The organism is Mesorhizobium sp. B1-1-5 (assembly GCF_006443065.1).
Classification (GTDB): Bacteria; Pseudomonadota; Alphaproteobacteria; order Rhizobiales; family Rhizobiaceae; genus Mesorhizobium.
In genome coordinates this window covers 1-25879 of record NZ_VFWS01000070.1, presented here as the reverse complement: position 1 = coordinate 25879, position 25879 = coordinate 1, and the positions used below count along the sequence as shown (strand labels likewise).

The window sequence follows — 25879 nt, the reverse complement described above, 5'->3', positions numbered from 1 at the left end:
GGTTTCACGGAAATGAACGGAAAATCTTGCACCAAGACAAACGGCAACCTTTCAAAATCCCTGTGTCGGAGAACTAGCAGGGGCTATCGGCCGCCGCCTGCGTTGGCAGATCGTCCCTTGTGGAGCTTAGCCGAAGCGCCTGTTGGTTCGTCTGCACCGCTGCGACGCCTCGAAGTCACGAAAATGAGTCCACGGGCGCGCGCGTCGCTTCGCTCCCCGCTCCGCCCGTGAATGGCGACGTTAGAAGGCTTCAGCCGACGGGCTCGTTAGGAAAGACGTGGCAACCGCTCATCGGGCGAGCGGTGGTCGAACACGACGCCCATGGTCTTACCAACCGCGGCCATGACGATCAGTTCGATCAGATGGTCGTCGCTGTCCTGGCAAGCCGGGTCGGATCGGCGTATGGCGTCGAGCATCGTCCGGGTCGAGACGGTATCGCCTGCGCGAAATTTCGAAAGAGCAGATGAAACAAGGTCTTGCACCGTCGGGTCCATGACGGGCACTTCCGCAGTGACGTTCATCGGCCTCCTCCTGCCATGAACCCTCCCGCAAAAGATGATACGCCAACGGCTGGAATGTGCCAGCAAAATGGTGGTCCGACCAGTGTGGCTGGCGACAACCCCAGTGATTCAAGCGCAGATGTGGACACCTGCTGGCTAATGGCAGCGTAAGCTCGACGCACCGCGCTCAGGTTGGTAAGCCCGTCGCGCGCAGGGAGACGATCCGAGTCGAGAACATGACCGTTGCAATCGAGATGGGACAGACGAGCGCAGGCGCGCCGGCGGCCCTCGACCTTGAGGAGTTGCTGGCGACCCGCCTGCTGGTGCAGGGCAATTCGGGCTCGGGAAAGTCGCATCTGCTGCGCCGCCTCCTGGAGCAGAGCGCGCCCTGGGTGCAGCAGACCATCATCGACCCCGAAGGCGATTTCGTGTCTCTGGGTGAACGCTTTGGACATCTGGTGATCGATGCCGAGGAGCATACCGAGCGCGGCCTGCAGGCAGCCGGCGAGCGGGCGCGCATCCACCGCGTCTCGACAGTACTCAATCTCGAAGGGCTCGATGCCGAGAACCAGATGCGGCGCGCCGCGGCATTCCTCGGCGGGCTGTTCGAGGTCGCGCGCGACCACTGGTATCCGATGCTCGTGGTCGTCGACGAGGCGCAGCTCTTCGCGCCCGCCGCCGCCGGCGAGGTTTCGGACGAGGCACGCAAGCTCTCGCTGGGCGCCATGACCAATCTGATGTGTCGCGGCCGCAAGCGCGGGCTTGCCGGCATCATCGCCACGCAGCGGTTGGCGAAGCTCGCCAAGAACGTCGCGGCCGAAGCCTCCAACTTCCTGATGGGCCGGACCTTCCTCGACATCGACATGGCGCGCGCCGCCGACCTGCTCGGCATGGAACGGCGCCAGGCCGAAGCTTTTCGCGATCTGGAGCGCGGGCATTTCATGGCGCTCGGTCCTGCCTTGTCGCGCCGTCCGCTCGGCGTGCGCATCGGCCAGACCGAAACCAGCCCGCGCAACGGCACGCCGCGGCTGATGCCGATGCCGGGAGCCGCGCTCGAAGATGCGCGCGCGATCATTCTTGCCGCGCCGCCGCCGGAGACGGTCAGGCCGCAGCGCCGGCCTTCGCCCGACCTGCTTGACCAATTGATGGCGGCCAAGGCCGCGCCGCTGGACATGCGCCCCGAGCCGATGGAGGCGCAGCCAAACGCCGAGGACCTGGCAGAGCGGCGCGAGCGGATGGACCGTATCCTGCGCGCCATCCTGGCGGAGCCGGATGCCGGGTTCCGCGTCATCGGCGTGCTCTACCAGGAATTCGTGGTCCGCTGCCGCATCGAAGGGCTCGCCTCCGTGGTGCCCGACCTGTCGGAGTTCCGCCGCATGCTGACGCGCGCCCGCGCCGGCGTCGGCTCCGACATGGCCGAGGACGACGCCTGGCGCGACGTTTCCGTGCGCGCCTCTCTGCTGCCCGAGGACATGCAGGGCGTGTTCATGATGATCGCGCGCGCCGCCAAGGAAGGCTGGCCCTGCCCGAGCGACGCGGCGATCGCGCGGGCTTACGGTTCGCATTCGCTGCGCCGCGCGCGCCGGCTGCTCGACTATATCGAGGAGCAGGGCCTCATCGTCTGCCAGGTCGACGGCGTGGGCCGGCGCACGGTGACGCTGGTCGAGCTCGCCTGGGCGACGGCGCCGGGCGACCCGAACGCCTTGGAGCAGGACAGCCTGGCGGTGTGATCACGGCCGCAGCTCGATCGCGCGGACGCCGCGAAGCAACGGCACGCGATGGGACACCCAATGTTCCCGGCCCTTAGCGGCAACACAGGGTTGGGCGCGATGGCGTCGCAGTTCACGTCTTGAGGGCACTTGCGATCCGCCCCAGTCGATTGCCGCATTGCACAATCCCGCCCGGCCTGCACAATAGGCGCATGTCCACCGGTTCGTTGACCATCCTTGTTATCGACGAGAACCGCATCCGTGCCTCGATCATCGAGGCCGGATTGCGGGACGCCGGCCATCGCCACGTCACGGTGGTCCATGACGTCGCCGGCATCGCCCGGCGCATCGCCGAGATCGAGCCGGACGTTATCGTCATCGATCTCGAAAATCCCAACCGCGACATGCTGGAGAACATGTTCCAGCTATCGCGCGTGGTGAAGCGGCCGATCGCGATGTTTGTGGACCGCTCCGACCAGGCCTCGATCGAAGCGGCCGTCGATGCCGGCGTGTCCGCCTATGTGGTCGACGGGCTGAAGAAGGAACGCATCAAGCCGATCCTCGACATGGCGATCAGTCGCTTCAATGCCTTCTCGCGCATGGCGCGCGAATTGGAGGAGGCGCGCAGCGAGCTCGAGAACCGCAAGGTCATCGACCGGGCCAAGGGCATATTGATGAAGTCGCGGGGCTTAAGCGAGGAGGCGGCCTATGCGCTGCTGCGCAAGACCGCCATGAACCAGAATCGCAAGATCGCCGACATCGCCCAGAGCCTGGTGACGGCGGCGGGATTGCTGGGACCGCTGGAGGGCGAATGAGCATGTCGGCAGCGCATCAGATCACCGCCGGCTTCATGCCGCTCCTCGACAGCGCCGTCCTGGTCGCAGCCGGCGAGATGGGCTTTGCCGCGCGCGAGGGCATCGAGCTCAAGCTGCATCGCGAGACTTCCTGGGCCAATATCCGCGACCGCATCGCCATCGGCCACTTCGATGTCGCCCATATGCTCGGGCCAATGCCGCTCGCCTGCAGCCTCGGCCTCACGCCGCTTGCTTCCGAGACCATCGTACCGTTCTCGCTCGGGCTCGGCGGCAATTGCATCACGGTGTCCAATGCGGTGTGGCAAGGCATGGCGGCGCATGGCGCAGCACCTGACCTCGATCCGGCGCGCGCCGGAGCGGCGCTCGGCGCACTGATCCGCGAGCGGGCGACCGCCGGTCGCGAACCGCTGCGTTTCGCCGTCGTGCATCCGCATTCCGGGCACAATTATGAACTGCGCTACTGGCTCGCCGCCTGCGGCGTCGATCCCGACCGCGATATCGAGATCGTCATCGTGCCGCCGCCCTTCATGGCCGATGCATTGGCCGCCGGCCGCATCGACGGCTGTTGCGTCGGCGAGCCCTGGAACAGCGCCGCCGCCGCGGCAGGCACCGGCCACATCGTCACCGTGAAGGCGCTGCTGTGGCGCAACAGCCCGGAAAAGGTGATCGGGGTGCGCAAAGTCTGGGCGGAGGAGAACCCGGACGCGCTGGCGGCGCTGCTGAGGGCGCTGCATCACTCCGCCCGCTGGTGCCAGGATCCGGCACACCGTGACGAGCTGGCAGCGCTGATGGCAAGGCCGGCTTTTCTCGGCCAGCCGGAGGCGATCCAGATGCCGGCCCTGACTGGGCAGCTTCAACTTGGCGGGGGCGCGGCACGGCGAGTCGAGGATTTCTTCCTGCCGTTGGACAAGGCGGCCAACTTTCCCTGGAAGAGCCATGCGCTCTGGTTCTACACGCAGATGGTGCGCTGGGGGCAGTTGCCGCATACGCCGCAAAACCTCGCCGTCGCCCGCGATTGTTACCGGCCCGATCTCTATCGCTCGGCGCTGAAGCCGCTCGGCGTGGCGCTGCCGGGCGCCAATGCCAAGGTCGAAGGGGCGCTCAAGACAGCGACGCCGGTCGGCTCGGCCGGCGCGAGTCTTGTCCTTGGCCCGGATGGATTTTTCGATGGCCAGATCTTCGATCCGGACCGGATCGACGCCTACATCGTCGGCCAGAAACGCGCCTGATCATTTGGGCGCCAATCTTGTGCATTGCACAAATTTTATGCGCAATGCCTGTGCCATTGATCAATGTTTGACCGTGCTGCCGATCGGCCAAAGCAACGCCTGATTCACGGATCGCATTGATTTTCCTCGAAATTTTCTTTCGACGCAAAACTGGCACGCTTCGTGCTTTGGAATAATCGAGCCCCTAGCGGGCAATAGAACAGGCGTCCAATGGCGGGCGCCACAGGCAGAGCTGCCGCTCAGGTCACCAACGCGATCCCGGATGTACGGACGCGCGAGGCCTGGACGGCGGCTTTTTTCGTTTTTGGACCCGACCACGCAAATCGATGGCGCCGATCCAGCCGGCGCCGAGCGGAGACGACGATGACGAGACGGATCGCAACAACATTGCTCAAGGATTTCACCCGTCGCGATTTCCTGGTGAGCAGCGCGCTGACCGCGGCGCTCTTTGCTGCCGCGCTGCTGCTGGTTCCCGCCAATCACGAAACTGAAGGCAAAAGCCCGCAAGTGACCGCGCAAGTCCCGGGCTCGCCCCGCTGATACCTCGCCTCTGATCGACACAACATGAGCGGCGCCTCCCACGCCGCAAACCGGAGCCCAAGATGACCGCAAATCTCCCAGCCGCGCCCAGCCAGGACAGTGCTCCAAGGCAGGCGCTCGTGATGTCCACCATCGCCTTCACCGTGTGCTTTGCGGTGTGGACGATCTTTTCCATCATCGGCGTGCGCATCAAGCAGGAGCTCGGCCTGAACGAGACCGAGTTCGGCCTGCTCGTCGGCACGCCGATCCTGACGGGCTCGCTCGTGCGCATGGTGCTCGGTATCTGGACCGACCGCTATGGCGGCCGTCTGGTCTACACGGCGACCATGCTGGCGGCCGCGGTCGCGACCGTCCTGCTCGCTTTCGCCCACACCTACGGCCAGATGCTGCTTGCGGCCCTCGGCGTCGGCCTTGCCGGCGGTTCCTTCGCCGTCGGCGTCGCCTATGTCTCGCGCTTCTTCCCGGCCGGAAAACAAGGCACCGCGCTCGGCATTTTCGGCGTCGGCAATGTCGGCGCCGCTGTCACCAAGTTCCTGGCGCCGTTCGTGCTGCTCGCCTGGGGCTGGCAGTCGGTGGCGTTGATCTGGGCCGCGGCGCTGGTCGTCATGGCCGCCATCTTCTGGTTCACCACCGGCGACGACCCGGTCATCCGCGAGCGCCGCGCCGGCAAGGCGGCGCCGGCAAGAAGCTTCTGGCAGGAATTCGCGCCGCTGAAGAACCTGCGGGTCTGGCGCCTCGCGTTCTACTATTTCTTCTCCTTCGGCGCGTTCGTGGCGCTGTCGCTCTGGCTGCCGCGCTACCTGATCGGTGTCTACGGCTTCGGCATCGCCACTGCCGGCATGATCGGCGCCGCCTATTCGATCCCCGCCAGCATCTTCCGCGCCTATGGCGGCGTGCTTTCCGACCGCATCGGCGCCCGCACCGTGCTCTACTGGACCTTCAGCGTCTGTGCCGTCGCGACATTCGTTCTGTCTCTCCCCTCGGCAGACTATGTCGTGCGCGGCATCAGCGGGCCGATCCCTTTCCATTTCGAGATCGGCCCGCTCGCCTTCATCGGCGTCGCCTGCGTGCTCGGCTTCTTCATGAGCCTCGGCAAGGCCGCCGTCTACAAGCACATCCCGGCCTATTATCCGCAGAGCGTCGGCGCGGTCGGCGGCGTCGTCGGCATGATCGGCGGGCTCGGCGGCTTCATCCTGCCGATCGCCTTCGGCGCGCTGAACGATCTCACCGGGGTCTGGTCGAGCTGCTTCATGCTGCTCTTCCTCATCGTCGTCTCCTGCCTGGTCTGGATGCACGTCACCATCCGCCGGATGGAGCGCGCCGCCGAGGTCAAGAGCCCGTCCCTATCCTACGCCGCCGAATAGATCGGAGCTGACCGACATGACCGAGAAACTCGTCATCATCGGCAACGGCATGGCGCCGGGCAGGATGCTCGAGCACCTGCTGGAGGCCGCGCCCGACCGCTACGCCGTCACCATCTTCAACGCCGAGCCGCGCGTGAACTACGACCGCATCATGCTGTCGCCGGTGCTTTCGGGCGAGAAGGCGTTCGAGGAGATCGTCATCCATGGCGACGGCTGGTACATCAAGCACGGCATCACCCTCTACAAGGGTCACCGGATCGTCGCCATCAACAGGGAGGCTAAGACCGTCACCTCGGACCACGGCGTCACCGAGAGCTACGACAGCCTCGTTATCGCCACCGGTTCGGTTCCCTTCATCATCCCGGTTCCGGGCAAGGAATTGCCCGGCGTGCTCAGCTATCGCGATCTCGACGATGTCAACGCCATGCTGCTTGCCGCGCAATCGCGTGCCAAAGCGGTCGTCATCGGCGGCGGTCTGCTCGGCCTCGAAGCCGCGGCCGGCCTGAAAGAGCGCGGCATGGACGTCACCGTGCTGCACGTCATGCCGACGCTGATGGAGCGCCAGCTCGACCCGGCCGCCGGCTATCTGCTGCAGAAAGCCGTCGAGGCGCGCGGCATCAAGGTCGTGACCAAGGCCAACACCAAGGCCATTCTCGGCAACGGCAAGGTCGAGGGTGTCGAGCTCATGGACGGCACGGTCATTCTGGCGACGCTGGTGGTGATGGCGGTCGGCATCCGGCCGAGCACCGCTTTAGCCAAGGAGGCCGGGCTCGAGGTCAATCGCGGCATCGTCGTCGACGACCGCATGCGGACTTCCGACCCCGCTATCATGGCGCTCGGCGAATGCGCCGAAGTCGGCGGCCATGTCTACGGGCTGGTCGCGCCCCTCTACGAGATGGCTCGGGTGGCGGCAGCCAAACTGACGGACAGTGAGGACAGGCGCTTCGTCCACTCCGACACGCCGACCAAGCTCAAGGTCACTGGCATCGACCTTTATTCGCTGGGCGACTTCGCCGACGGCGACGACCGCGAGGAGATCATCCTGCGCGACGCGTCGGCCGGCATCTACAAGCGCGTCGTGCTGCAGGACAACCGCATCATCGGCACCGTCTTGTTCGGCGAGACGGCCGACGGCGCGTGGTTCAACGACCTCAAGAAGAAGGCGACCGATATATCGGAGATGCGCGACACGCTGATCTTCGGCCAGGCGTTCCAGGGAGGCGTTTCCTCGGACCCTTTGGCGGCCGTTGCGGCACTGGCGGATGATGCGGAAATCTGCGGCTGCAACGGCGTCTGCAAGGGCAAGATCACCGGCGCGATCACGGCCAAGGGGCTGACCGGCCTCGACGACGTGCGCGCCCACACCAAGGCCTCGGCCTCATGCGGCTCGTGCACGGGTCTCGTCGAGCAGCTGCTGAAGCTCACGCTGGGTGACGCATACAATCCGGCGGCGGTGCAGCCCATGTGCGGCTGCACGAGCCTTGGCCATGACGACGTGCGGCGCCTGATCAAGGCAAAGGGCCTGAAGACGATCCCCGCCGTTATGCAGGAGCTGGAGTGGAAGACCTCCTGCGGCTGCGCCAAGTGCCGGCCTGCGCTCAATTACTATCTCGTCTGCGATTGGCCGGATCAATATGCCGACGACTACCAGTCGCGCTTCATCAACGAACGCGTGCACGCCAACATCCAGAAGGACGGCACCTATTCGGTGGTGCCGCGCATGTGGGGCGGCGTCACCAGCGCCGGCGAATTGCGCGCCATCGCCGACGTGGTCGACAAGTTCGATATCCCGATGGTCAAGGTGACGGGCGGCCAGCGCATCGACATGCTTGGCATCCGCAAGGAAGACCTGCCGGCGGTATGGGCCGATCTCGGCAAGGCGGGCTTCGTCTCCGGCCATGCCTATGCCAAGGGCCTGCGCACGGTGAAGACCTGCGTCGGCTCAGACTGGTGCCGCTTCGGCACGCAGGATTCGACCGGGCTCGGCATCCGTATCGAGAAGTTCATGTGGGGTTCCTGGACGCCGGCCAAGGTGAAGATGGCGGTGTCGGGATGCCCGCGCAACTGCGCGGAGGCGACCTGCAAGGATGTCGGCGTGGTGTGCGTCGACTCTGGCTACGAAATTCACTTCGCCGGTGCCGCCGGCCTCGACATCAAGGGCACGGAAGTGCTCGGCCTGGTGAAGACCGAGGACGAAGCACTGGAGACGATCGTGGCGCTCGTCCAGATGTACCGCGAGCAGGCCCGCTATCTGGAGCGCATCTACAAATGGGCCAAGCGGATCGGCACCGCCGAGATCAAGAAGCAGATCCTGGACGATGCCGAGCGCCGCAGGACCCTCTTCGACCGCTTCGTCTTCAGCCAGAAATTCGCCCAGGTCGACCCATGGTCGGAGCGCGTCTCAGGCAAGGACAAGCACGAGTTCCGGCCGATGGCGTCGGTGGGTTTCGCGGAGGCGGCGGAATGAGCAATATGAACTGGATCGCCATTGGTTCCGTCACCGACATACCGCTGCGCGGGGCGCGTTGCGTTGCGACACCGCAAGGCAAGATCGCCGTCTTCCGCACGGCAGACGACCAAGTCTTTGCCATCGACGACCACTGTCCCCACAAGGGCGGGCCGCTCAGCCAGGGCATCGTCCATGGCGCTGCGGTGACTTGCCCGCTGCACAATTGGGTGATCTCGCTGGAGACAGGCAAGGCGCTTGGCGCCGACGAAGGCTCGGTCCGGACCATTCCGGTCAAGGTCGAGGGCGAACGGTTGTTCATCGCGCTCGAAGCGCTGGCCTCGAAAGCGGCCTGAGGCATGCAAGAAGCGCGCGAGGTGAGGACCACCTGCCCCTATTGCGGGGTGGGCTGCGGCGTGCTCGCCGAGGTCGCCGCGGACGGTACGACGACCGTCCGCGGCGACCCCGATCATCCGGCGAATTTCGGCCGGCTCTGCTCGAAAGGTTCCGCCCTTGGCGAGACGCTCGGCCTCGAAGGCCGTTTGCTGCGGCCGGAAATTCTCGGCAAGCCGGCGAGCTGGGACGAAGCGCTCGACCTCGTGGCCGCGAAATTCTCGCAGGCGGTAGCCGAGCACGGCCCGGACTCTGTCGCGTTCTATGTCTCCGGCCAGTTGCTCACCGAGGACTATTACGTCGCCAACAAGCTGATGAAGGGCTTCATCGGCTCAGGCAATATCGACACCAACTCGCGGCTCTGCATGGCCTCGTCCGTCGCCGGCCACCGCCGCGCTTTCGGCGAGGACATCGTTCCCGGTGTCTATGAGGATTTCGAGCGCGCCGATCTCGTCGTGCTCACCGGCTCCAACACCGCATGGTGCCATCCGGTGCTCTACCAGCGCACGCTCGCGGCGCGCAGGGAGCGGGGGACCAGGATCGTCGTCATCGATCCTCGCCGTACCGCAACGGCCGACGAGTGCGACCTGCATCTGGCGCTCGATCCGGGCACGGACGTGCTCTTGTTCAACGGGCTGCTCGCGCATCTCGCGCAGGCCGGAAAGACCGATGCCGGTTTCATCCGCGACCATACAGCGGGCTTCGATGCGGCAGCTTCGCTCGCCGGCGCCGATGCGCCGTCGGTCGCGCGTGTCGCGAAAGGGTGCGGACTGGCGCCAGCCGACGTCCAGGCCTTCTACGATCTCTTCGCCGAGACCGAGCGGACGGTCACCGTGTATAGCCAGGGCGTCAACCAGTCGGCGCATGGGACCGACAAGGTCAACGCCATCATCAACTGTCATCTCGCCACTGGCCGTATCGGCAAGCCCGGCATGGGCCCGTTCTCGGTCACCGGACAGCCGAACGCCATGGGCGGGCGCGAAGTCGGAGGGCTTGCCAACCAGCTTGCCGCGCATATGGATTTCGGGGACGAGGCCAATATCGACCGGGTTTCCCGCTTCTGGAATGCGCCAAACGTCGCGCGGCGCGGCGGCTTGAAGGCCGTGGACATGTTCCAGGCGGTCGCGGACGGTCGCATCAAGGCCTTGTGGGTCATGGGCACCAATCCCGCAGTCTCGATGCCCGACGCTTCGCGTGTGCGCGCTGCGTTGTCCAAATGCGATTTCGTCGCGGTCTCGGATGTGACACGCACAGACACCACGCGCTATGCCGACGTGCTGCTGCCGGCCGCCGCCTGGGGCGAGAAGGACGGGACCGTCACCAATTCGGAACGGCGCCTCTCGCGCCAGCGGCCGTTCCTGCCGCCGCCCGGCGAGGCGAAAGCCGACTGGCGTATTATCTGCGAGGTTGCCGCGCGCATGGGTTTTGGCGAGGCCTTCGCCTACCGGACGCCGGCCGCGATCTTCCGCGAGCATGCAGCGCTGTCCGCCTTCGAGAACGGCGGCAAGCGCCTGTTCGACCTTGGCGGCGTGGCTGATCTCAGCGATAAAGATTATTCCGCCTTCGCGCCGCGCCATTGGCCCGCGTCGGAGCGATACGAGCAGCAGACGAGACTTCTCTCCGATCGTCGTTTCCCGACGCAAGACGGCCGCGCGCGTTTCGTGCCGGTGCGGCAGGAGGCGACGGCCTTCACGGTTGATGCCGACTATCCGCTCGCCTTGAACACGGGCCGGCTGCGCGACCAGTGGCACACCATGACGCGCACAGGGAACGTGCCGCGTTTGATGGCGAATGCGCCAGTGCCCGCGGTCGACCTTCATCCGGCGGACGCGGCCGCGCATCATCTCAAGGATGGCGACCTCGCTCATCTTTCAACCCGCTTCGGCTTCGTCCGCGCCAAGGTGCGCGTGGCCGACGCGCAGCGGCGCGGCCAAGCCTTCATGCCCATGCATTGGAGCGGCCAGTTCGCGGCCAGGGCAGCCGCCGGCCTGTTGTCCTCGCCGGTCACCGATCCGCATTCCGGCCAGCCTGAGCTCAAGCATGTCCCCGTCAGGATCGTGCGGGAAAACACCGGATGGGCGGGCGTGCTCATCACGCGGCGCGATCTCAGGCCAATTGGTTTCGTCCATTGGAGCCGGCATGCTGTCGAGGGCGGATGGGTTTACGAGCTCACCGGAACCGAGCCGCCGGACCAGGGTATCCTCCTGGCGCGCAAGCTGCTCGGCGCCCAGCGACGGGATCAGCTCCTGGAATACACCGATCGTCGCGGGCTCGCCTATCGCGCCGCCGCCATCGACGAAGGCGGCGCCATGGCCGAAGCCCTGGTGGTCGCCGCTCCGGACCAGCTGCCGATGCGGGACTGGCTGGTGTCGTTGCTCGCCACGCGCCAGCCGCTGTCGGCTGCAGACCGGCACGTGCTTCTGTCCGGCCGCTCGCCTGTGCCCATGCCCGCCATCGGGCGCGTCGTGTGCGCCTGCTTCCATGTCGGCGCCAACCAGCTTGCTTCGGCGGTCGCCTCGGGATGCGACAGCCTTGAGGCGATAGGCTCGACACTGCGCGCGGGCACCAATTGCGGCTCATGCCGTTCGGAGATCAGGGCGATCATCGACTCAAGCCGTGTGCAGGCCGCCGAGTAACACATGCGTGTCGCCGTCGCCGGCTTCGAAATGTTCTACTTCGACCTTCGCTCCAGGCGCGGTTTTGGCTCAGCCGCCCGCGATCGCCAAGAGCCAGGCCAGAATGTCGAGCAACAGAAACAGCAGCGCGATCTGCAGAGCCAGCCGCAGGCGCTGGATGATTCGCCAGTTGGCGGCCATGTCCGCCTTGATGCGAAGAGCAAGGGCGCGGTGCATCGAAGACATCGATGCCGGCCCGTCGCCATCGACATATTGATGCAGCAATTCTTCCGGATCGAAGCGGAATGAGTATTGGTGATAAGGCCAAAGCATGAAGACGATGAGCCCGCCGATGCTGAACAGCAGGGACACCGCAATCCATTCCCAAAGCCCAAGCCCGTCGGAAAGGGCCGCGCCGCCGAGCAGCGAGTTCGCGAATGCCGTGGCGAAGATCAGGCTCCCGGCGCGGGTGCTCATGTTCTCCACCACGGTCTGCTGATGGGTGAGACCTCTCACCGCCTCCTGATAGATGAACGCAAGACGAGGATCATCGTCGACGGGACTGTTTGCAGCAGCACGCGAACGCTCGGCCATAAGGGGTGCCTCTCCGATGCGACAGGGATGAGCCGCCTTAAAGCTCGTCACCCGAAAACGGATTCGGGCGACGCACTTTAAATCCCTATTTTATGCATGTCGTTGCCGCAAAACCGCTGCGCACTTTTGCGCGACATGCCTTAGCTCAAAATACTACCGATCCTCGATGATCCTCAAATACGCCGCCGTCACGAACAGCACGATGAAGCCGAACAAAATGCGGCGGCCGCCTTCGGGCATCTGCAGGATTGTGAGCAGCGTCGTCAGCACGGTCAAGATCAGCGCGCCGACGATGGTGCCGGTGTAGCCGCCGCGACCGCCGAAGATCGAGGTGCCGCCGATGACGGCCGCCGCCACCGAAGGCAGCACCAGCGGCTCGGCGAGCGACAGCGAGGGCGCCTTGATCAGGCCTATATAGAGCAGGCCGGTGATGCCGGCGAGCAGGCTGGAGAGGACGTAGAGCGCGGTGATTACCTGCCAGTAGCGGACGCCTGACAGGCGCGCGGCGCGCTCATTATCGCCGACGGCGTAAAGCAGGCGGCCGAAGCCGGTGCGGTTCAGCATGAAGACGATCAGCACCGCCACCGGCACGAACAGGAAGAGCGCGTTGGGAAAGCCGTAGGTAAGGCCGGTGCCCAGCCAGTTGAGGAAATCGGGAATCCTGGCGCCGGAGGCGATCACGGTGCGCTGGTAGACCTGCAGGAAGCCGGTGCCGATCAGGCTGGTGCCGAGCGTCATGATCAGCGGATGCACCCGGAACACGCCGACGCCGATGCCGTTGACGAGGCCGATCAGCACGGCGGGCAGCATGGCCAGCAGGAAAGCCACCGCGGGATCCTGGTTGACGATTTGCGTTGCCATGATGAAGGCGCTCATCGTCGCCACGGTGCCGACCGAAAGGTCGATGCCGCCGGTCAGCATCGTCATGGTCTGGCAGCCGGCGAGGATCGCCAGCGGGATGGCGAATTTCGCCGTGTTGGCGATCCAGCGCTCGTTGACGATGCCCGGACGCAGGACCTGCAGGATCGCCACCAGAATGATCAGCAGGATGATCAGCGGAATGAGCGGTCGGTCCGCCATGAAGCGCTTCAAGCGGCGGCCGAATGAGACCGGCTGGGGCATGGTCGCGATGTCGGTCATGGCGTTGCTCCCACCGGACGGCCGCGGATGGTGATGAAGGCGCCGAACATCACGACCGCGACCATGATCGCGCCTTCGATGATCGCGGTGACGTTCGGATCGATGGCCAGAAGCGTCAGGTCGGTGCGCACCAGCCGCAGCACGAAGACGGCGATGATCGGCCCGAGCAGGCCGCCCTTGCCGCCGCCGAGCGCGACGCCGCCCAGCACCACCGCGGCGACGCTGGCGAGCAGATAAGGCCCGGGAATGGGCGCGCCGATGCCGGTGCTGATGGTGAGAGACAATCCGCCCATCGCGGCGAACAGGCCGGAGAGCGCATAGGCGACGATCCTGGTGCGCGCCACCGGCACGCCGCTGCGAAAGGCGGCGAGCTCGTCGCTGCCGATGGCATAGATGGAGAGGCCAAGCCGCGAGCGCCTGAGCGGAATCCACACGACGCTGAGGCAGACGACGAGCAGCACCAGGGCTTTCGGAACCCAGGCGTCGGCCCAGTCCGGCAGGCCGGGGATGGGCGCGGTGCCGATGACGCTTGCCTTCAGCCACTCGGCGGCGCCGCCGCCGGGAGCACCAAGCACCAGCAGCGCCGCGCCCTGCAGCACGAACAGCATGGCCAAGGTGACGACGATGTCGGGCACGCGGGTGACGACGATGAGGACGCCGTTCAGCGCGCCGAGCACCAGCCCCATGGCCAGCACGAAGGGCACGACGAACAATGCATATTCCTCGCCGGCGCCGTTCATCATCGAGGCGGCGGTGACGCTGGTCAGCGCCATCATTGCGGCGACCGACAGGTCGATGCCGCCGGCGATGACGACGACGGTCTGGGCCGCGACGGCAAAGGCGTAAGGCAGAACCGCCCGCGCCAGCGAACCGAAGTCGCCGCTGCCATAGCCCGGCTGGATCAGCTTGGTGACGACGAAGACAAAGATCAGCAGGGCGAACAGGCCTGCCACCCAGCCCTGGTTGCGCAAGAAGCGGCTCATGACGCGGCCTCGGCGCTGGAGCCGGGTTTGACCTCGGCAAGGATGCCGACATCCGCCCTGGCGCCGCGCGGCAGGCCGTAGGCGGCCCGCATCAAAGCCGCTTCGTCGGCGTCTTCGACCGGGAAAGTGTCGACGACGCGGCCGCCGAAGATGACGATGACGCGGTCGCAGACACGCTGCACCTCTTCCATCTCGGATGTGTAGAACAGCACCGACTTCCCCTGGCCGGCGAGCTCGCGCAGCAGCTTGTAGATCTCCTGCTTGGTGCCGACATCGATGCCGCGCGTCGCGTCGAAGCAAAGGATGGTGCGAGCGTTGGCGGCGATCCAGCGAGCGATGGTCACCTTCTGCTGGTTGCCGCCGGACAGGCGCTGCACTTCGCCTTGGGCGCGGGTGTCGATCTGCAACCTGCCGATGGCGCCGGACACCACCACCTGCTCGCGGCGCATGCGGATCGGGCCCCATTTGCGCGGCGCCGCGCTGAAGGGCAGCGCGATGTTCTCGCGCACCGAACGCTGCATGGCCAAGGCCTCGGCGCGGTCGCCCGGCACATAGGCGATGCCGGCCTGGATGGCGTCGCTCGGATGCGAGAATTTGACCGGCGCGCCGTCGACGTCGATGCTGCCGCCGGTCGGACGGATCGAGCCGGCAAGCGCGGCGAAGAGCTCGTCCTGGCCCTGTCCCTCAAGCGCAAAGACGCCGGCGACCTCGCCATTGGCGAGATCGAAGGAGACGTCGTTGAGCTTGGTGCCAAGCTGCAGGTTGCGGACCGACAATCGCGGACGACCGCCGCCGGCGACTGCCACTTCATTCGCCGCGCGCGCGGCGACGCGGGTCTTCTCGATGCGGGTGCCGAGCATCATCTCGACTATTCTTTCCTCGATGCCGGGCTCGATGTCGACGACACCGACGGTTGCGCCGTCGCGCAGCACGGTGGCGCGGTCGCAGAGCGCGGAGATCTCGACGAAACGGTGCGAGATGAAGATGACGGAGCGGCCGGCGTCGCCCTGGCGGCGCACGACCGCAAGCACCTTCTCGGCGAGATTCGCCGGTAATGCGGCAGTCATCTCGTCGAGAAGAAGCACGTCGGGCTCGACGGCGAGCGCGCGCGCCAGGTCGAGCACGCGCAGGATGGCCAAGGGGATATGACGCGCCGTCTCGCGGATGTCGAGGTCGGGAATGCCGAGCTCGCGCACCCAGGCGCGGAACGGCTCGACCGGCGTGCCGGTGAGCCGCAGATTGGACAGGACATCGAGATCGGGGATCAGCGAAGGTTCCTGGTAGACCGGCAGCAGGCCGGCGCGGCGGGCGGCGGCGGGCGAGCGGACATCGAGCTGCTGGCCGCGGATCAGGATATGCCCGGCGTCGGCCTTGATCGCCCCGGTCAGGATCTTCACCAGCGTCGACTTGCCGGCGCCGTTGGCGCCCATCAGCGCGTGCACCTCGCCTGGCAATACGGACAAAGAGGCGTTGCGCAGCGCGGCAACCGCACCGTAGTTCTTCGCTACGCCGGTGGCGTCGAGGAGGGGGCTTTGCGGCAACGGGTTTGTTGTCAAATCGTGTGATTCTCGTTCCAGAAACCAATGCAGGCGGCGGCTGACCTCCTTCTCCCCTTGTAGGAGAAGGTGTCGCCGAAGGCGCGGGGTGTTCCAGCGGAGTGAGACGTTGGCGTTCCCTGGAATACCCCTCATCCGTCTCGGCGCTATGCGCCGATCCACCTTCTCCCACAAGGGGAGAAGGAGGAGGCGTCTCGTCTCTTACTCGCCTGGGCCCTTGCAGGCGATGATCTGATCCTTGGTGTAAGTCGTCCAGTCCGGGATCGAGATCGAGACCGGCCATTCGGGGCTGAGCGAGGGGTCGACGACGCTCTTCAGCTTGGCCTTGCCTTCGTCGGTGGCGTTTTCCCAGAGCTGCGGCTCGACCAGGACGGTCTGCTGCGCCGGCTTCTTGCCGTCGAGGATCTGGAGCGCCAGCGTCACGCCGGCGCCGCCGATCGAGCCGGGATTGGTGACGGCCGCGCCCACCAGGCCCTTGACCGAGCTCAACTGACCGACGAAGCCGGCATTGTCGGCGCCGACCACAGGCACCATCGGCGCCTGCTGCTCGACCAGCGCGTCGACGATGACGTTGTCGATGCCCGAGGTCCAGATGCCGTTGATCGGGGTGCCGGTGGCGAGGAAGGAGAGGATCTGCTGCTTGGCCTGATCCTGCTGCCAGCCGGTGAAGACCTCCTGCGCGACCTTCACGTCGGGGAATTCGGCGAGCGCCTTCTTGAAGCCTTTGTCGCGATCCGAGTCGGCCGAAGCGCCGGCGGCGCCGCGCATGTAGAGCACCTCGCCCTTGCCGCCCATCTGCTGGAACAGCCACTTGGCGCCGAGATAGGCATATTGTTCCTGGTTGTTGGAGATGATGTAGGCGGACGGCTCGGTCACCGCCTGGTCGACGGCGACGACGACGATGCCGGCCTTGGTGGCTTCCTCGAGGCCGGCCTTGATGCCTGCCGGATCGGCCGGGTTGACGACGATGGCGTCGACCTTGGCGCTGATCAGGTTGCGGATGTCCTCGAGCTGGCCGGCGGCATCGGTGTTGCGATGGGCGATGTTGAGCTTCGCCACCTCGCCGGATGCGAGCGCCTGCGCCTTCATCGCGCAGATCATTTCCTCGCGCCAGCCATTGCCCTGCACGGTGTTGGAAATGCCGATCGTGTACTTGCCGGCGGCGGCCGAGGCGCCCACCGAGGCAAGCAGCGCGGCGCCGGCAAGGAGCGAGGCCACGGTCAGATGTCTTTTCATTTCAGTACTCCTCCACATTGATTTTTTCAGTTCAGTTCCAGGCTCTGATTCAGTCGGAGCCAAGCTTTTCGTCATTTGATGAAAGGACGCAGCACGTCGCGGGCCAGCAGGAAGCCGCGCTTGACCTTTTCATCCGTCCCCTCGAAGCGCCGGTCCTCATGCTCGATGACGACCGGCCCGTCATAGCCGGCCCGGTAGAGCCCCGAAAAAACCCTGCTCCAGTCGATGTCCCCAAGCCCCGGCATGCGCGGCACCTGCCAGCCTATGCCAGCCGAAAGGATTCCGCGCTCGTACAAACCATCATGATCAATCATCAGATCCTTGGCGTGCACATGCAGCATGTTTGCGCCGAACTCGCGGATGAAGCGCTCCTTGTCGATCATCTGCCAGACGAGATGCGAAGGATCGAAATTCATACCGACGTCGCCGCCCCAGGCTTCCAGGATGCGGCGCCAGACATAGGGCGAGTAGGCGATGTTGTGCCCGCCCGGCCATTCGTCATAGCTGAAGATCATCGGGCAGTTCTCGAACGCGAGTTTTACGCTATGCTCGCGGGCGTGGGCGATGATAGCCGGCCAGACTTTCTGCGCGTCTTCCCAGTTGGCATCGATAGTCTTCGAAGCGTCGCCGCCGCAGAAGGTGTTGACGAGCGGCACGCCCATGCGGCTCGCAAGCACGATCACCTTCCTCAGATGATCGATCACCGCTTCGCGATGCGCTTGGTCGGGATGGAGCGGATTGGGATAGAAGCCGAGACCCGAGATGGTCAGGCCCTTGCCGGCGAGCTCAGCGGCGATGTCCTTGGCCTCAGCGGCCGGGACGTCCACGTCAATATGGCTGGTGCCGGCATAGCGGCGGCTCGCCCCGGAGGTCTTCGGCCAGCAGGCGATTTCCAGCGCCTCGAAGCCGGCCGAGCGCGCCCAATCGGCGACTTCGCCGAGCGGCGTGTCGGGGAATGGTGCTGTCAGCAGTCCAAGCTTCATGGTCCCTCCCGGTTGCTAACTATGCAGATCGCGCCGGCTGCTTCAACCGCGCATCGGTTGACCCAGCGCAGACCTGTCCGACAAAGCCCATCGGATCGCCCGAAAGCAAACCATCGAGCCCGGCGACGACATGGGTACGGAATTTGGCGTTGGCGGCCAAGGCCGGGTCGAAGATAGCGTCGATGGCGAGGATCGAATCGACGAGCGGTTTGGTGTCCGCACCGATGCGATCGGCGATGGCGGCGATCTTGTCGGCAAACGGATCGGACACCTGCCAGGCGCGGCCGAAGCGGGCAGAAGCTTTGATCAGATAAGCCATCCAGCCGGCGACCGGCACCGAGAGGAGCGCAATGCCCTCGCCCTTCGCCAGCCGGTCGCGGATCGGGTTGAGCAGGCGCTGCACGATTTTCTGCGAGCCGTCGGTGGCGATCTGATGGTTGCGGTGACGGATTGCGGTGTTGGTGAGGCGCGACAGGCTCTGCTCGATGTAGGCCGTCGGCGCTATGCCGGGCACGGGCGTCAGCGTCGGCAGCATTTCCTCCGTCAGCATGCGCCGGACGAAACGGGCCAGAAGCGGATCGGCGATGGCGTCCGAAGTGTGCTCGAACCCGCCCAAGACCCCGAGATAGCTGAGCGTCGTCTGGGCACCGTTCAGCACACGCATCTTGAGGTGCTCGAATGGCGTGACGTCGTCGACGAAGGTCGCGCCGACAAGGTCCCAGCGCGGGACGCGGCCGGCGAAGCGGTTCTCGATCACCCATTGGCGGAAGCGCTCGCCGACGACGACGGCGCCGTCGCTGTAGCCGAAGCGCTGCTCGACGGAGTCGATATCGACCTCGGTCGTCGCCGGCGCGATGCGATCGACCATGGCCGACGGGAAGGCGACATTGGCTTCGATCCAGTCCGCCAGCTTGCTGCCGCGCCGTTCGGCGAACGTGCGTACGACATTGCCGAGGATGATGCCGTTGGTCGGGATGTTGTCGCAGGAGAGCAGCGTCACCGGCCTGCCATGCGTGGCCATGCGCAATTCCAGCGCGCGCGCCAGGATGCCGGGCACGCTGCGCGGCGCCTCGGGAATGGCGAGGTCGTGCACGATATCGGGATGGTCGAGGTCGAGCGCGCCGCTCGACGGGATATGGCAATAGCCTTTCTCGGTCACCGTCATGGTGACCGTCTCGATGTCGGGCGAGGCGAGCACATCCAGCGCCGGCGCCGCGCTGTCCTGGCTGTCGACGACGCGCATGATGCTGCCGATGACGCGCGCTTCGACCTCGTCGTTCTGGCGGATCAGCCGCGTGTAGAGGCCGTCCTGGCGCCCCAGCGTGTCGGCCAGCAAGGGAAGGCGGATGTTGATGCCGACCAGCCCCCAGCGATCGAAATCCTTCGCCAGAAGATCGTCGGTGTATTCGGCCTGATGGCAGCGGTGAAAGGCGCCGACGCCGATATGAGCGATCCCGGGCTTCAGCGCAGCGCGATCGTAAGCCGGCTTGCGAACCTCCGATGGCAAGCGGCCGAGCAGGGCAGGGCTGAGCATCTCGGCGTTCACCGGTTGGCTCCGATCACCCATTGCTCCTGGTCGATCAGCGCGCCGGTCATCGGGCCGGCCGCGTCGGAAAGCAGGAAGACGGCAAGATTGGCGATGTCGGTCACGGAGAACAGCCGGCCGAAGGGTTGTGTCGCATTGGCCGCGTCGAGCCAGCCCGGACCGTGGCCGAGCGTCTCGGCCTGCATGATCCGTTCGGCCGGCGTGTCGGTCCAGCCGACATTGATGCCGTTGACGCGGATGCGGTCGAAGCGGTGCGCATTGGCGGCGTTCTTGGTCAGCGTCGCCAGCGCGCCCTTGGTGGCGGAATAGACGGCAAGCTCCGGCGAGCCGCAATGCGCGTTGATCGACAGGATGTTGACGATCGAGCCGCCCTGTCCGCGTTTCTTCATATCGGCGATTGCCGCCTGCATCAGGAAGAAGGGCGCGCGGGCGTTGACGGCAAACAGCGATGCCCAATCGTCGAGCGTGCCATCGACGAAAGAAGCGCGGTCGGTCAGGCCGGCGGCGTTGACTAGGCCGTCGATACGACTGAAGTGGTCGATGCAGGCTTGCGCCAGCCGCGCCGGGGCCTCGGGGTCGGCGAGATCGGCAGCAGCGAAGGCGGCGGGAGTGCCCATGGCCGAGAGTTCGGCGGCGGCAGCATCGCCGCGCTTCTGGTCCCGCCCGGTGATCAGCAAGCCGGCGGCGCCGGAGCGCGCAAGCGTCTCGGCGATCGCCCGGCCGATGCCTTGCGTCGCGCCGGTGACCAGCACCACCTTGCCGTCGAGACGAACCTCCATTCCTCCTCCCGGAACAAAGTTTCCATTTTCTAAAATATGGAACGATGGTTCTCTTTAGTCAATCGTGCTAGAGCGGTTCATCGTTTTCATGGAACCGGTGAACCGCTCTATCTCCTTGTCTTTCGCAATTCCGGATGGAAGGTTACGGCGAAGACGCCGAACTTAACCGCTCACACTTTTCCAGGAATTGCTCTTGTCAGCCTGTCCGCTGCGCGACGACGCCGTGGACCAACGCCATGCCGACCGCAAGCGAGGCGGCAAGCGAGCGGAAACCGCCAAAGTCCTGCTCGACCACTTCAAGCCAGGTGTCGGAGAGTTTTGCCAGCGGCGAAAAGGTGCTGTCGGTAATGGTGAGGATGCAGGCCTTGCGTTCATGCGCCACGGCGACGAGATCGGGCGTGATCGAATTGTAGGGGCTGAAGGAGACGGCCAGCACCGCGTCGCGCGGCGTGATGCAGCCGACCTGGTCGAGCGCGGTCGAGCCGACATTGTCGACCAGCACGTTGCGCACGCCCTGCTGCGAGAGCGTCAGCGACAGATAGGTGGTGACGGGGAAGGCGCGCTTGCTGCCGATGACGTAGATCAACTCGGCCGCCGCCAGGCGATCGACCATCGTCTCGAACGCGGCGATATCGAAATCATTGCCGATGCGGCCGAGCGAGGTCTGGCAGGCACCGACCATGCCATTGAGGAAATGCAGGTTGGCGTTCGGCTCCGCAGCCTTGTCCTGGCCGCCTTGCGTGTCCGGCCAGGAGCCCTTCATGCGGTCCTTGAACAGGAGCTGGAAATCGGAAAAGCCGGAATAGCCGAAGATCTGCGCGAAGCGCACCAGGGTCGAAGGCTGCACGCCGGCCTGGTCCGCCACTTGCGCGATCGTGCCCAACGCCACTTCGCTGGGATGCTGCCAGAGGAAGATCGCCACCTGGCGAAGCCGCTTCGGAAAATGCACGGTTCCCGACGCAAGCACCGCCCGCAATTCCTCGTAGGTTCGCGGTTTCGTGTAGCCAAGCGCTGCCAGCGAACGGCTCCGTTTTCTTGCCGCCGTCTCCAGACGATCTGTGGACGGTTCTTCAGCCGCTCCGCGATGGCCGCTCATAGGATATGCCTCATCGTGACCCCAACTATCGGATGCGTCGTCCGATCCCCGTCCTCCCGGATGCGCCCGATCGCCTGGTCCTAGGGTTAAAAAGCTAACGCGGCACAATCGTTTTACAAAACAAAAAATAGAAATATCATTTCGAAAACATCCGCGCCGGCCGGCATGCCGAACCTTGGGAGAATCGCAGTCATGGTCTATGCAACTGCCGACGGAACCTCGCGTCAACGCCTGCGGGTCGGCATGGTCGGAGGTGGCCGCAACGCCTTCATCGGCGCCGTGCACCGGCTGGCCATGCGGCTCGACGACCAGATCGCGCTGGTCGCCGGCGCGCTGTCCTCGGATCCGGAAAATGCCGCAGCCTCCGCCGCGGAGATCGGCATCGCGCCGGAGCGCAGCTATGCCGACTACCACGCCATGGCGAAGGCCGAAGCGGCGCGGGCCGACGGCATCGAGGCGGTCGTCATCGTCACGCCCAACCATCTGCACGCGCCGATCGCCACGGCGTTCCTCGAGGCCGGCATAGACGTCATTTGCGACAAGCCGCTGTCGACGACGCTTGCCGAGGCCGAGGCGCTGGTGGCGCTGACAAAAGCGAGGCAGCGCCGCTTCGTCGTCACGCTCAACAACACCGGCTACGCCATGGTCCGCCAGGCGCGCGAAATGGTGGCGGCGGGCGAGCTCGGCCGCATCGTTTCGGTGCATGGCGCCTACATCCAGGACTGGCTGACCAGGCCAATCGACGCCGAGGGCCAGAAGCAGGCGGAATGGCGTACCGATCCGGCGCGCGCCGGGCAGTCGGCGGTGCTCGCCGATATCGGCGTGCATGCCTTCAACCTGGCGAGCTTCATCTCGGGCTTGGAAGCCGAGGCCGTTTCCGCCGACCTCTTCACCGCCGTGCCGGGACGGCGGCTCGACGACAACGCGCATGTGCTGCTGCGCTGGGCGGGCGGGGCGCGCGGCACGATCCTCGCCAGTCAGACCTCGCCCGGCCACTACAACGACCTTTCGGTGCGCATCTATGGCGAGAAGGCCGGGCTCGAATGGTTTGGATCGCGGCCGGAAGAGCTGCGCTTCTCGCCCTATGGCGAGGAAACCCGCACGCTGGTGCGCGGCGGCCATGGCTCGACGGCGGAAGCCCGGCGCGTCTCGCGCATGCCGGCGGCGCATCCCGAAGGCTATATCGAGGCCTTCGCCAATTTCTACCGCGACGCCGCCGAGATCATCCGCGCGCATCGCTCGGGCGGTGCGGTTGATGCCGCGCTGGCGGCGCAAGTGCCCGATGTTGTCGACGGCGCGCGCGGCGTGAAGTTTGTCGCCGCCGCGGTGGAGTCGAGCGCGGCGGGAGGGGCTTGGACGGCAGCGCGGTTTGGATAAGCGCTGCGTCTCTTGCGTCCTTGAGACCGATCAATCGGTGTCGCGGCTTGCAGCCGGGCGACCGACCTCCCGGCGCTCGTCGCCGATAAGTTGTGAAAGCCCTTCGAGCGCCAGGCGCCGGAACATGGCGTCTACCTGGGACGGAGACAATTTCGGCTTTCGCTCGAACCACCAGTTCAATGCTGTAAGAAAAGCGCCGACGATGAATTGCACGACGAAGTCGCGCGGGAAGGCATCGCCGTGGAGGGTAGGGGGCAATTCCTGCCGCACCATTTCCGACAGGATCAGGCGAATTTCGTTCTCCATCACTGCGCCGCCCCGCCCGCCGATCATAGTACGGTAATGGCCGGCATATCGGGCCGCATGCTCGAACATGGCCGTGCTGAAACCTAGCGGATCGTCGTGCGATGCTTCGGCTCCAGCGCGCGCCACCGACTGCGCCTCCTTGAGTTCCTCCCGAAGCATCTGGAAGCCGCTGCGCAGCAAGTCCTCCTTGCCGGTATAATGCGCATAGAATGTCGAGCGGCCGACATCGGCTTCGTCGATAATGTCCTGCACCGAAAGGGCCTCATAGCCCTTGCGCAGCATCAGCGCCAGCAGCGCCTCGTGGAGGGCTTTGCGGGTGCGGGCGGCCCTCCGGTCGATTTCCCGAGGCATGGGTTCGCTCCTTTGCTGTCGCACGGATTGGGCGACTTTTCCGGGACAGCGGGCTCGGATTGTCCGGTAACGAACATTCCCTCCGCTTCTTCCTTCGAAAATCCCGAACAAGCTGTCCATTATCCATACGAGCTGTTTCGAAACTACGCCAGCCGTGGTCGCGTGACGGTATCGGCCGGACCTTGCGCTGCTGAAGAAAGGACGTGACGAACATGCACCATATGCGAAGCGAAGCACACGCGGGGGCCGCAATCGGCCCTGAGGCCAACAGGGGTATCGGCTTTCCGCGCCTCTATGATCTGCTGGTGCTCATATTGACCCGTGGGCGCGACAAGGCCTATCGCGAGGCCATGCTCGATCTGGCCGGCCTGGCGCAGGGCTTCCACTTGCTGGACGTCGGATGCGGCACCGGCACCCAGGCGATTTCGGCCTGGCGCCGCGTGCAGCCCGGTGGATCGGTGGTTGGGGTCGACGTCTCCGAAAAGATGCTCGCCGCTGCGCGCCGCAAGGCGAGCCGGGCGGGCCTCGACATCGCGTTTCACCATGCCGATGCGGCCGAGCTGCCGTTCGGGGAAGGTCGCTTCGATGTCGTCACCTTCACGACGGTGCTGCACATGCTGCCGGAGGCAAGGCGCGGCCTTTGCCTGCGCGAGGCCGCGCGCGTTCTGCCCCCCGGCGGGCGGCTGCTGCTGATCGATTACGCCGGACCGGTGGGCGAGCGCCGACACCTGTCGGCAAAACACGGCCTGCATGGCCAATTCGACCTGCACGGCCTTCGCGAACCGATGGCGGCAGCCGGGTTCGAGCGCATAGAAGGCGGCCCGCTCAACTGGCTCGGCCTGCATTACCTGCGGGGCATCAAATCATGAACACTGCGGTCGTGCTGATGGCTACCCCTTGATTGCCGAGCCGACGATCGAATCGACGAAGAAGCGCTGCAGGAAAACGAAGAGGATGAGCGGCGGCAGCACGGCGAGCGTCGCGCCGGCCATCACCAGGCCGGTGTTGACGGCGCCGCGGTTGTAGCTGAGCAGCCGGCTCAGGCTGATGACGATCGGATAGGCGTCGGCATTGCCCTGCAGCACGGTCAGCGGCCAGAGATAGCTGTTCCAGTGATAGACGAAGGCGAAGAGCGCAAGCGCCGCGATCGCGGGTGCTACGCTCGGCGCCACGATCTTGAACAGGATGAGCAGCTCGGAGGCGCCGTCCATGCGGGCGGCGTCGATCAAATCGTCGGGCACGCCGGCTATGAACTGGCGCATCAGGAAGATGCCGAAGGCGTTTGCGAGGTTGGGCACGATGATGCCGGCAAGGCTGGCGTTCAGCCCGATCGAGCCGACCATGCGATAGAGCGGGATCAGCGTCACGATCGGCGGCAGGAACATGGTGGCGATCAGCAGCGAGAAGAGCAGCGAGCGGCCGGGGAAGGAATATTTGGCGAAGGCGTAGCCGGCCATCATGCTGGTGACCAGGATGCCGGCGGTGGTGACCGAGGCGATGACAAGCGAATTCCACATCGAGCGTCCAAGATTGATGACGCCGGCGACCTTTTCATAGGCCTCCAGGGTCGGCGTGTGCGGAATCCAGACCGGCGGCACCTGCATGGTCTCGGCCGGCGTCTTCAGGCTGGACAGTACCATCCAGGCCAGCGGGAAGGCGGAGGCGACGGCGACCAGAAGCATTGCGGTCGCGAGCAGCGCTTGGCGGCCCGATGGGCGTTTGCGGGTGAGCGATCGGGTTGGAGCGCTCATTCGCTGTCCTTGCGGTTGACGAAGGCAAACAGCGCCGAGACGCAAACGATCAGCGACAGCATCAGCATCACCGCCATGGCGGAGCCCAGCCCGCCCTGCGCGCGTTCGATGCCGACCCGGCGGATGTGGTAGGTCAGCACGTTGGTCGAGCCGACCGGTCCGCCTTGCGTGATCAGCGCCACCGGCTCGAACACCTGCACCGCATTGATGATGGCAATGACCGCGCTGAACAGAAGCGTGCGGCGAAGCAAGGGCAGGGTTATGAAGCGGAACTGCTCGCGTCCGTTGGCGCCGTCGAGCGTCGCCGCCTCATAGAGGCTGCCCGGGATCTGCGTCAGGCCGGCGATGGCGAGCACCGTGAAATAGCCGACCTGCTGCCAGACATTGAGGAAGACGATGGAGACCAGCGCCGAGCGCGGCGAGGAGAGCCAGGGCTGCGGACCGATGCCGGCCAGGCCGAGCAGCTGGTTGAACGGTCCCTCGCTCGGCGAATAAAGCTTCGACCAGATCAGCGCCACCGCGATCATCGGCACCATGTAGGTGGAAAACAGTACCGTGCGCAGCGCCGTG

23 protein-coding genes are annotated in these 25879 nt (G+C 65.5%); 10 read left to right on the top strand and 13 right to left on the bottom strand.

Going from position 1 to position 25879, the window contains the following annotated elements:
• Window positions 1-266: 266 nt before the first annotated feature.
• Window positions 267-521, bottom strand: coding sequence for a hypothetical protein (locus FJ980_RS19900; RefSeq protein WP_140545510.1), 255 nt, complete (start codon window positions 519-521; stop codon window positions 267-269).
• 215 nt (window positions 522-736) lie between these two features.
• Between FJ980_RS19900 and FJ980_RS19895 the strand changes: the two genes are divergently transcribed.
• The 8 genes from FJ980_RS19895 (at window position 737) to FJ980_RS19860 (ending at window position 11632) form a co-directional block, all read left to right on the top strand.
• On the top strand, window positions 737-2230 hold the full coding sequence (locus FJ980_RS19895; protein WP_140545509.1) for an ATP-binding protein: 1494 nt from the start codon (window positions 737-739) through the stop codon (window positions 2228-2230).
• Window positions 2231-2421: 191 nt separating this feature from the next.
• A complete protein-coding gene (locus FJ980_RS19890; RefSeq protein ID WP_140545508.1) occupies window positions 2422-3024 on the top strand; it encodes an ANTAR domain-containing response regulator in 603 nt (200 codons plus the stop codon).
• A gap of 2 nt (window positions 3025-3026) precedes the next feature.
• Entirely contained in the window at window positions 3027-4253 is a 1227-nt protein-coding gene (locus FJ980_RS19885; protein WP_181181262.1) for a CmpA/NrtA family ABC transporter substrate-binding protein, read from the top strand.
• A 363-nt stretch (window positions 4254-4616) separates the two neighbouring features.
• Window positions 4617-4793 carry a twin-arginine translocation signal domain-containing protein gene (locus FJ980_RS19880; RefSeq protein ID WP_140545506.1) on the top strand — a complete coding sequence of 59 codons (177 nt, stop codon included), beginning with the start codon at window positions 4617-4619 and terminating at the stop codon, window positions 4791-4793.
• 62 nt (window positions 4794-4855) lie between these two features.
• Window positions 4856-6157 carry a nitrate/nitrite transporter gene (locus tag FJ980_RS19875; protein WP_140545505.1) on the top strand — a complete coding sequence of 434 codons (1302 nt, stop codon included), beginning with the start codon at window positions 4856-4858 and terminating at the stop codon, window positions 6155-6157.
• A 16-nt stretch (window positions 6158-6173) separates the two neighbouring features.
• Entirely contained in the window at window positions 6174-8624 is a 2451-nt protein-coding gene (gene nirB, locus FJ980_RS19870) for a nitrite reductase large subunit NirB (protein ID WP_140545504.1), read from the top strand.
• A 5-nt stretch (window positions 8625-8629) separates the two neighbouring features.
• Entirely contained in the window at window positions 8630-8959 is a 330-nt protein-coding gene (nirD, locus tag FJ980_RS19865) for a nitrite reductase small subunit NirD (RefSeq protein WP_140545514.1), read from the top strand.
• 3 nt (window positions 8960-8962) lie between these two features.
• Window positions 8963-11632 (top strand): nitrate reductase, encoded by a 2670-nt coding sequence (locus tag FJ980_RS19860; protein WP_140545503.1) that lies wholly within the window; start codon window positions 8963-8965, stop codon window positions 11630-11632.
• 69 nt (window positions 11633-11701) lie between these two features.
• Here the strand turns inward: FJ980_RS19860 and FJ980_RS19855 are convergent, their stop codons facing one another.
• The 9 genes from FJ980_RS19855 to FJ980_RS19815 form a co-directional block, all read right to left on the bottom strand.
• Window positions 11702-12205 (bottom strand): hypothetical protein, encoded by a 504-nt coding sequence (locus FJ980_RS19855; RefSeq protein ID WP_181181261.1) that lies wholly within the window; start codon window positions 12203-12205, stop codon window positions 11702-11704.
• Between the two features lie 153 nt (window positions 12206-12358).
• The gene (locus FJ980_RS19850) at window positions 12359-13345 is read right to left on the bottom strand and encodes an ABC transporter permease (RefSeq protein WP_140545502.1); all 987 of its coding nucleotides are present in this window, start codon (window positions 13343-13345) and stop codon (window positions 12359-12361) included.
• Window positions 13342-14328 (bottom strand): ABC transporter permease, encoded by a 987-nt coding sequence (locus FJ980_RS19845; protein WP_140545501.1) that lies wholly within the window; start codon window positions 14326-14328, stop codon window positions 13342-13344. Before FJ980_RS19845 ends, FJ980_RS19850 begins: the two co-directional genes overlap by 4 nt.
• Entirely contained in the window at window positions 14325-15869 is a 1545-nt protein-coding gene (locus tag FJ980_RS19840) for a sugar ABC transporter ATP-binding protein (protein WP_140545512.1), read from the bottom strand. The genes FJ980_RS19845 and FJ980_RS19840 overlap by 4 nt, the downstream gene beginning before the upstream one ends.
• A gap of 216 nt (window positions 15870-16085) precedes the next feature.
• Window positions 16086-17120, bottom strand: a complete 1035-nt coding sequence (locus tag FJ980_RS19835; RefSeq protein ID WP_095766235.1) for an ABC transporter substrate-binding protein — start codon at window positions 17118-17120, stop codon at window positions 16086-16088.
• Between the two features lie 71 nt (window positions 17121-17191).
• Window positions 17192-18103 carry a sugar phosphate isomerase/epimerase gene (locus FJ980_RS19830; RefSeq protein WP_140545500.1) on the bottom strand — a complete coding sequence of 304 codons (912 nt, stop codon included), beginning with the start codon at window positions 18101-18103 and terminating at the stop codon, window positions 17192-17194.
• A 19-nt stretch (window positions 18104-18122) separates the two neighbouring features.
• A complete protein-coding gene (locus FJ980_RS19825; protein WP_246676472.1) occupies window positions 18123-19637 on the bottom strand; it encodes a mannitol dehydrogenase family protein in 1515 nt (504 codons plus the stop codon).
• 8 nt (window positions 19638-19645) lie between these two features.
• Window positions 19646-20428 carry an SDR family oxidoreductase gene (locus FJ980_RS19820; protein WP_140545498.1) on the bottom strand — a complete coding sequence of 261 codons (783 nt, stop codon included), beginning with the start codon at window positions 20426-20428 and terminating at the stop codon, window positions 19646-19648.
• 196 nt (window positions 20429-20624) lie between these two features.
• Window positions 20625-21524 carry a MurR/RpiR family transcriptional regulator gene (locus FJ980_RS19815; protein WP_140545497.1) on the bottom strand — a complete coding sequence of 300 codons (900 nt, stop codon included), beginning with the start codon at window positions 21522-21524 and terminating at the stop codon, window positions 20625-20627.
• A 192-nt stretch (window positions 21525-21716) separates the two neighbouring features.
• On the opposite strand from FJ980_RS19815, the gene FJ980_RS19810 reads away from it, so the two are divergent.
• A complete protein-coding gene (locus FJ980_RS19810) occupies window positions 21717-22901 on the top strand; it encodes a Gfo/Idh/MocA family oxidoreductase (protein ID WP_140545496.1) in 1185 nt (394 codons plus the stop codon).
• A gap of 30 nt (window positions 22902-22931) precedes the next feature.
• Here the strand turns inward: FJ980_RS19810 and FJ980_RS19805 are convergent, their stop codons facing one another.
• The gene (locus tag FJ980_RS19805) at window positions 22932-23678 is read right to left on the bottom strand and encodes a TetR/AcrR family transcriptional regulator (RefSeq protein WP_246676471.1); all 747 of its coding nucleotides are present in this window, start codon (window positions 23676-23678) and stop codon (window positions 22932-22934) included.
• Between the two features lie 92 nt (window positions 23679-23770).
• Here FJ980_RS19805 and FJ980_RS19800 point away from each other — a divergent pair, with 92 nt between their 5' ends.
• Window positions 23771-24427, top strand: coding sequence for a methyltransferase domain-containing protein (locus FJ980_RS19800; RefSeq protein WP_348640662.1), 657 nt, complete (start codon window positions 23771-23773; stop codon window positions 24425-24427).
• 21 nt (window positions 24428-24448) lie between these two features.
• Here the strand turns inward: FJ980_RS19800 and FJ980_RS19795 are convergent, their stop codons facing one another.
• Window positions 24449-25309 carry a carbohydrate ABC transporter permease gene (locus FJ980_RS19795; RefSeq protein ID WP_140545494.1) on the bottom strand — a complete coding sequence of 287 codons (861 nt, stop codon included), beginning with the start codon at window positions 25307-25309 and terminating at the stop codon, window positions 24449-24451.
• Window positions 25306-25879 (bottom strand): sugar ABC transporter permease (locus FJ980_RS19790; RefSeq protein WP_140545493.1); only part of this gene is annotated, 574 nt, incomplete at its 5' end. The genes FJ980_RS19795 and FJ980_RS19790, both read right to left, overlap by 4 nt.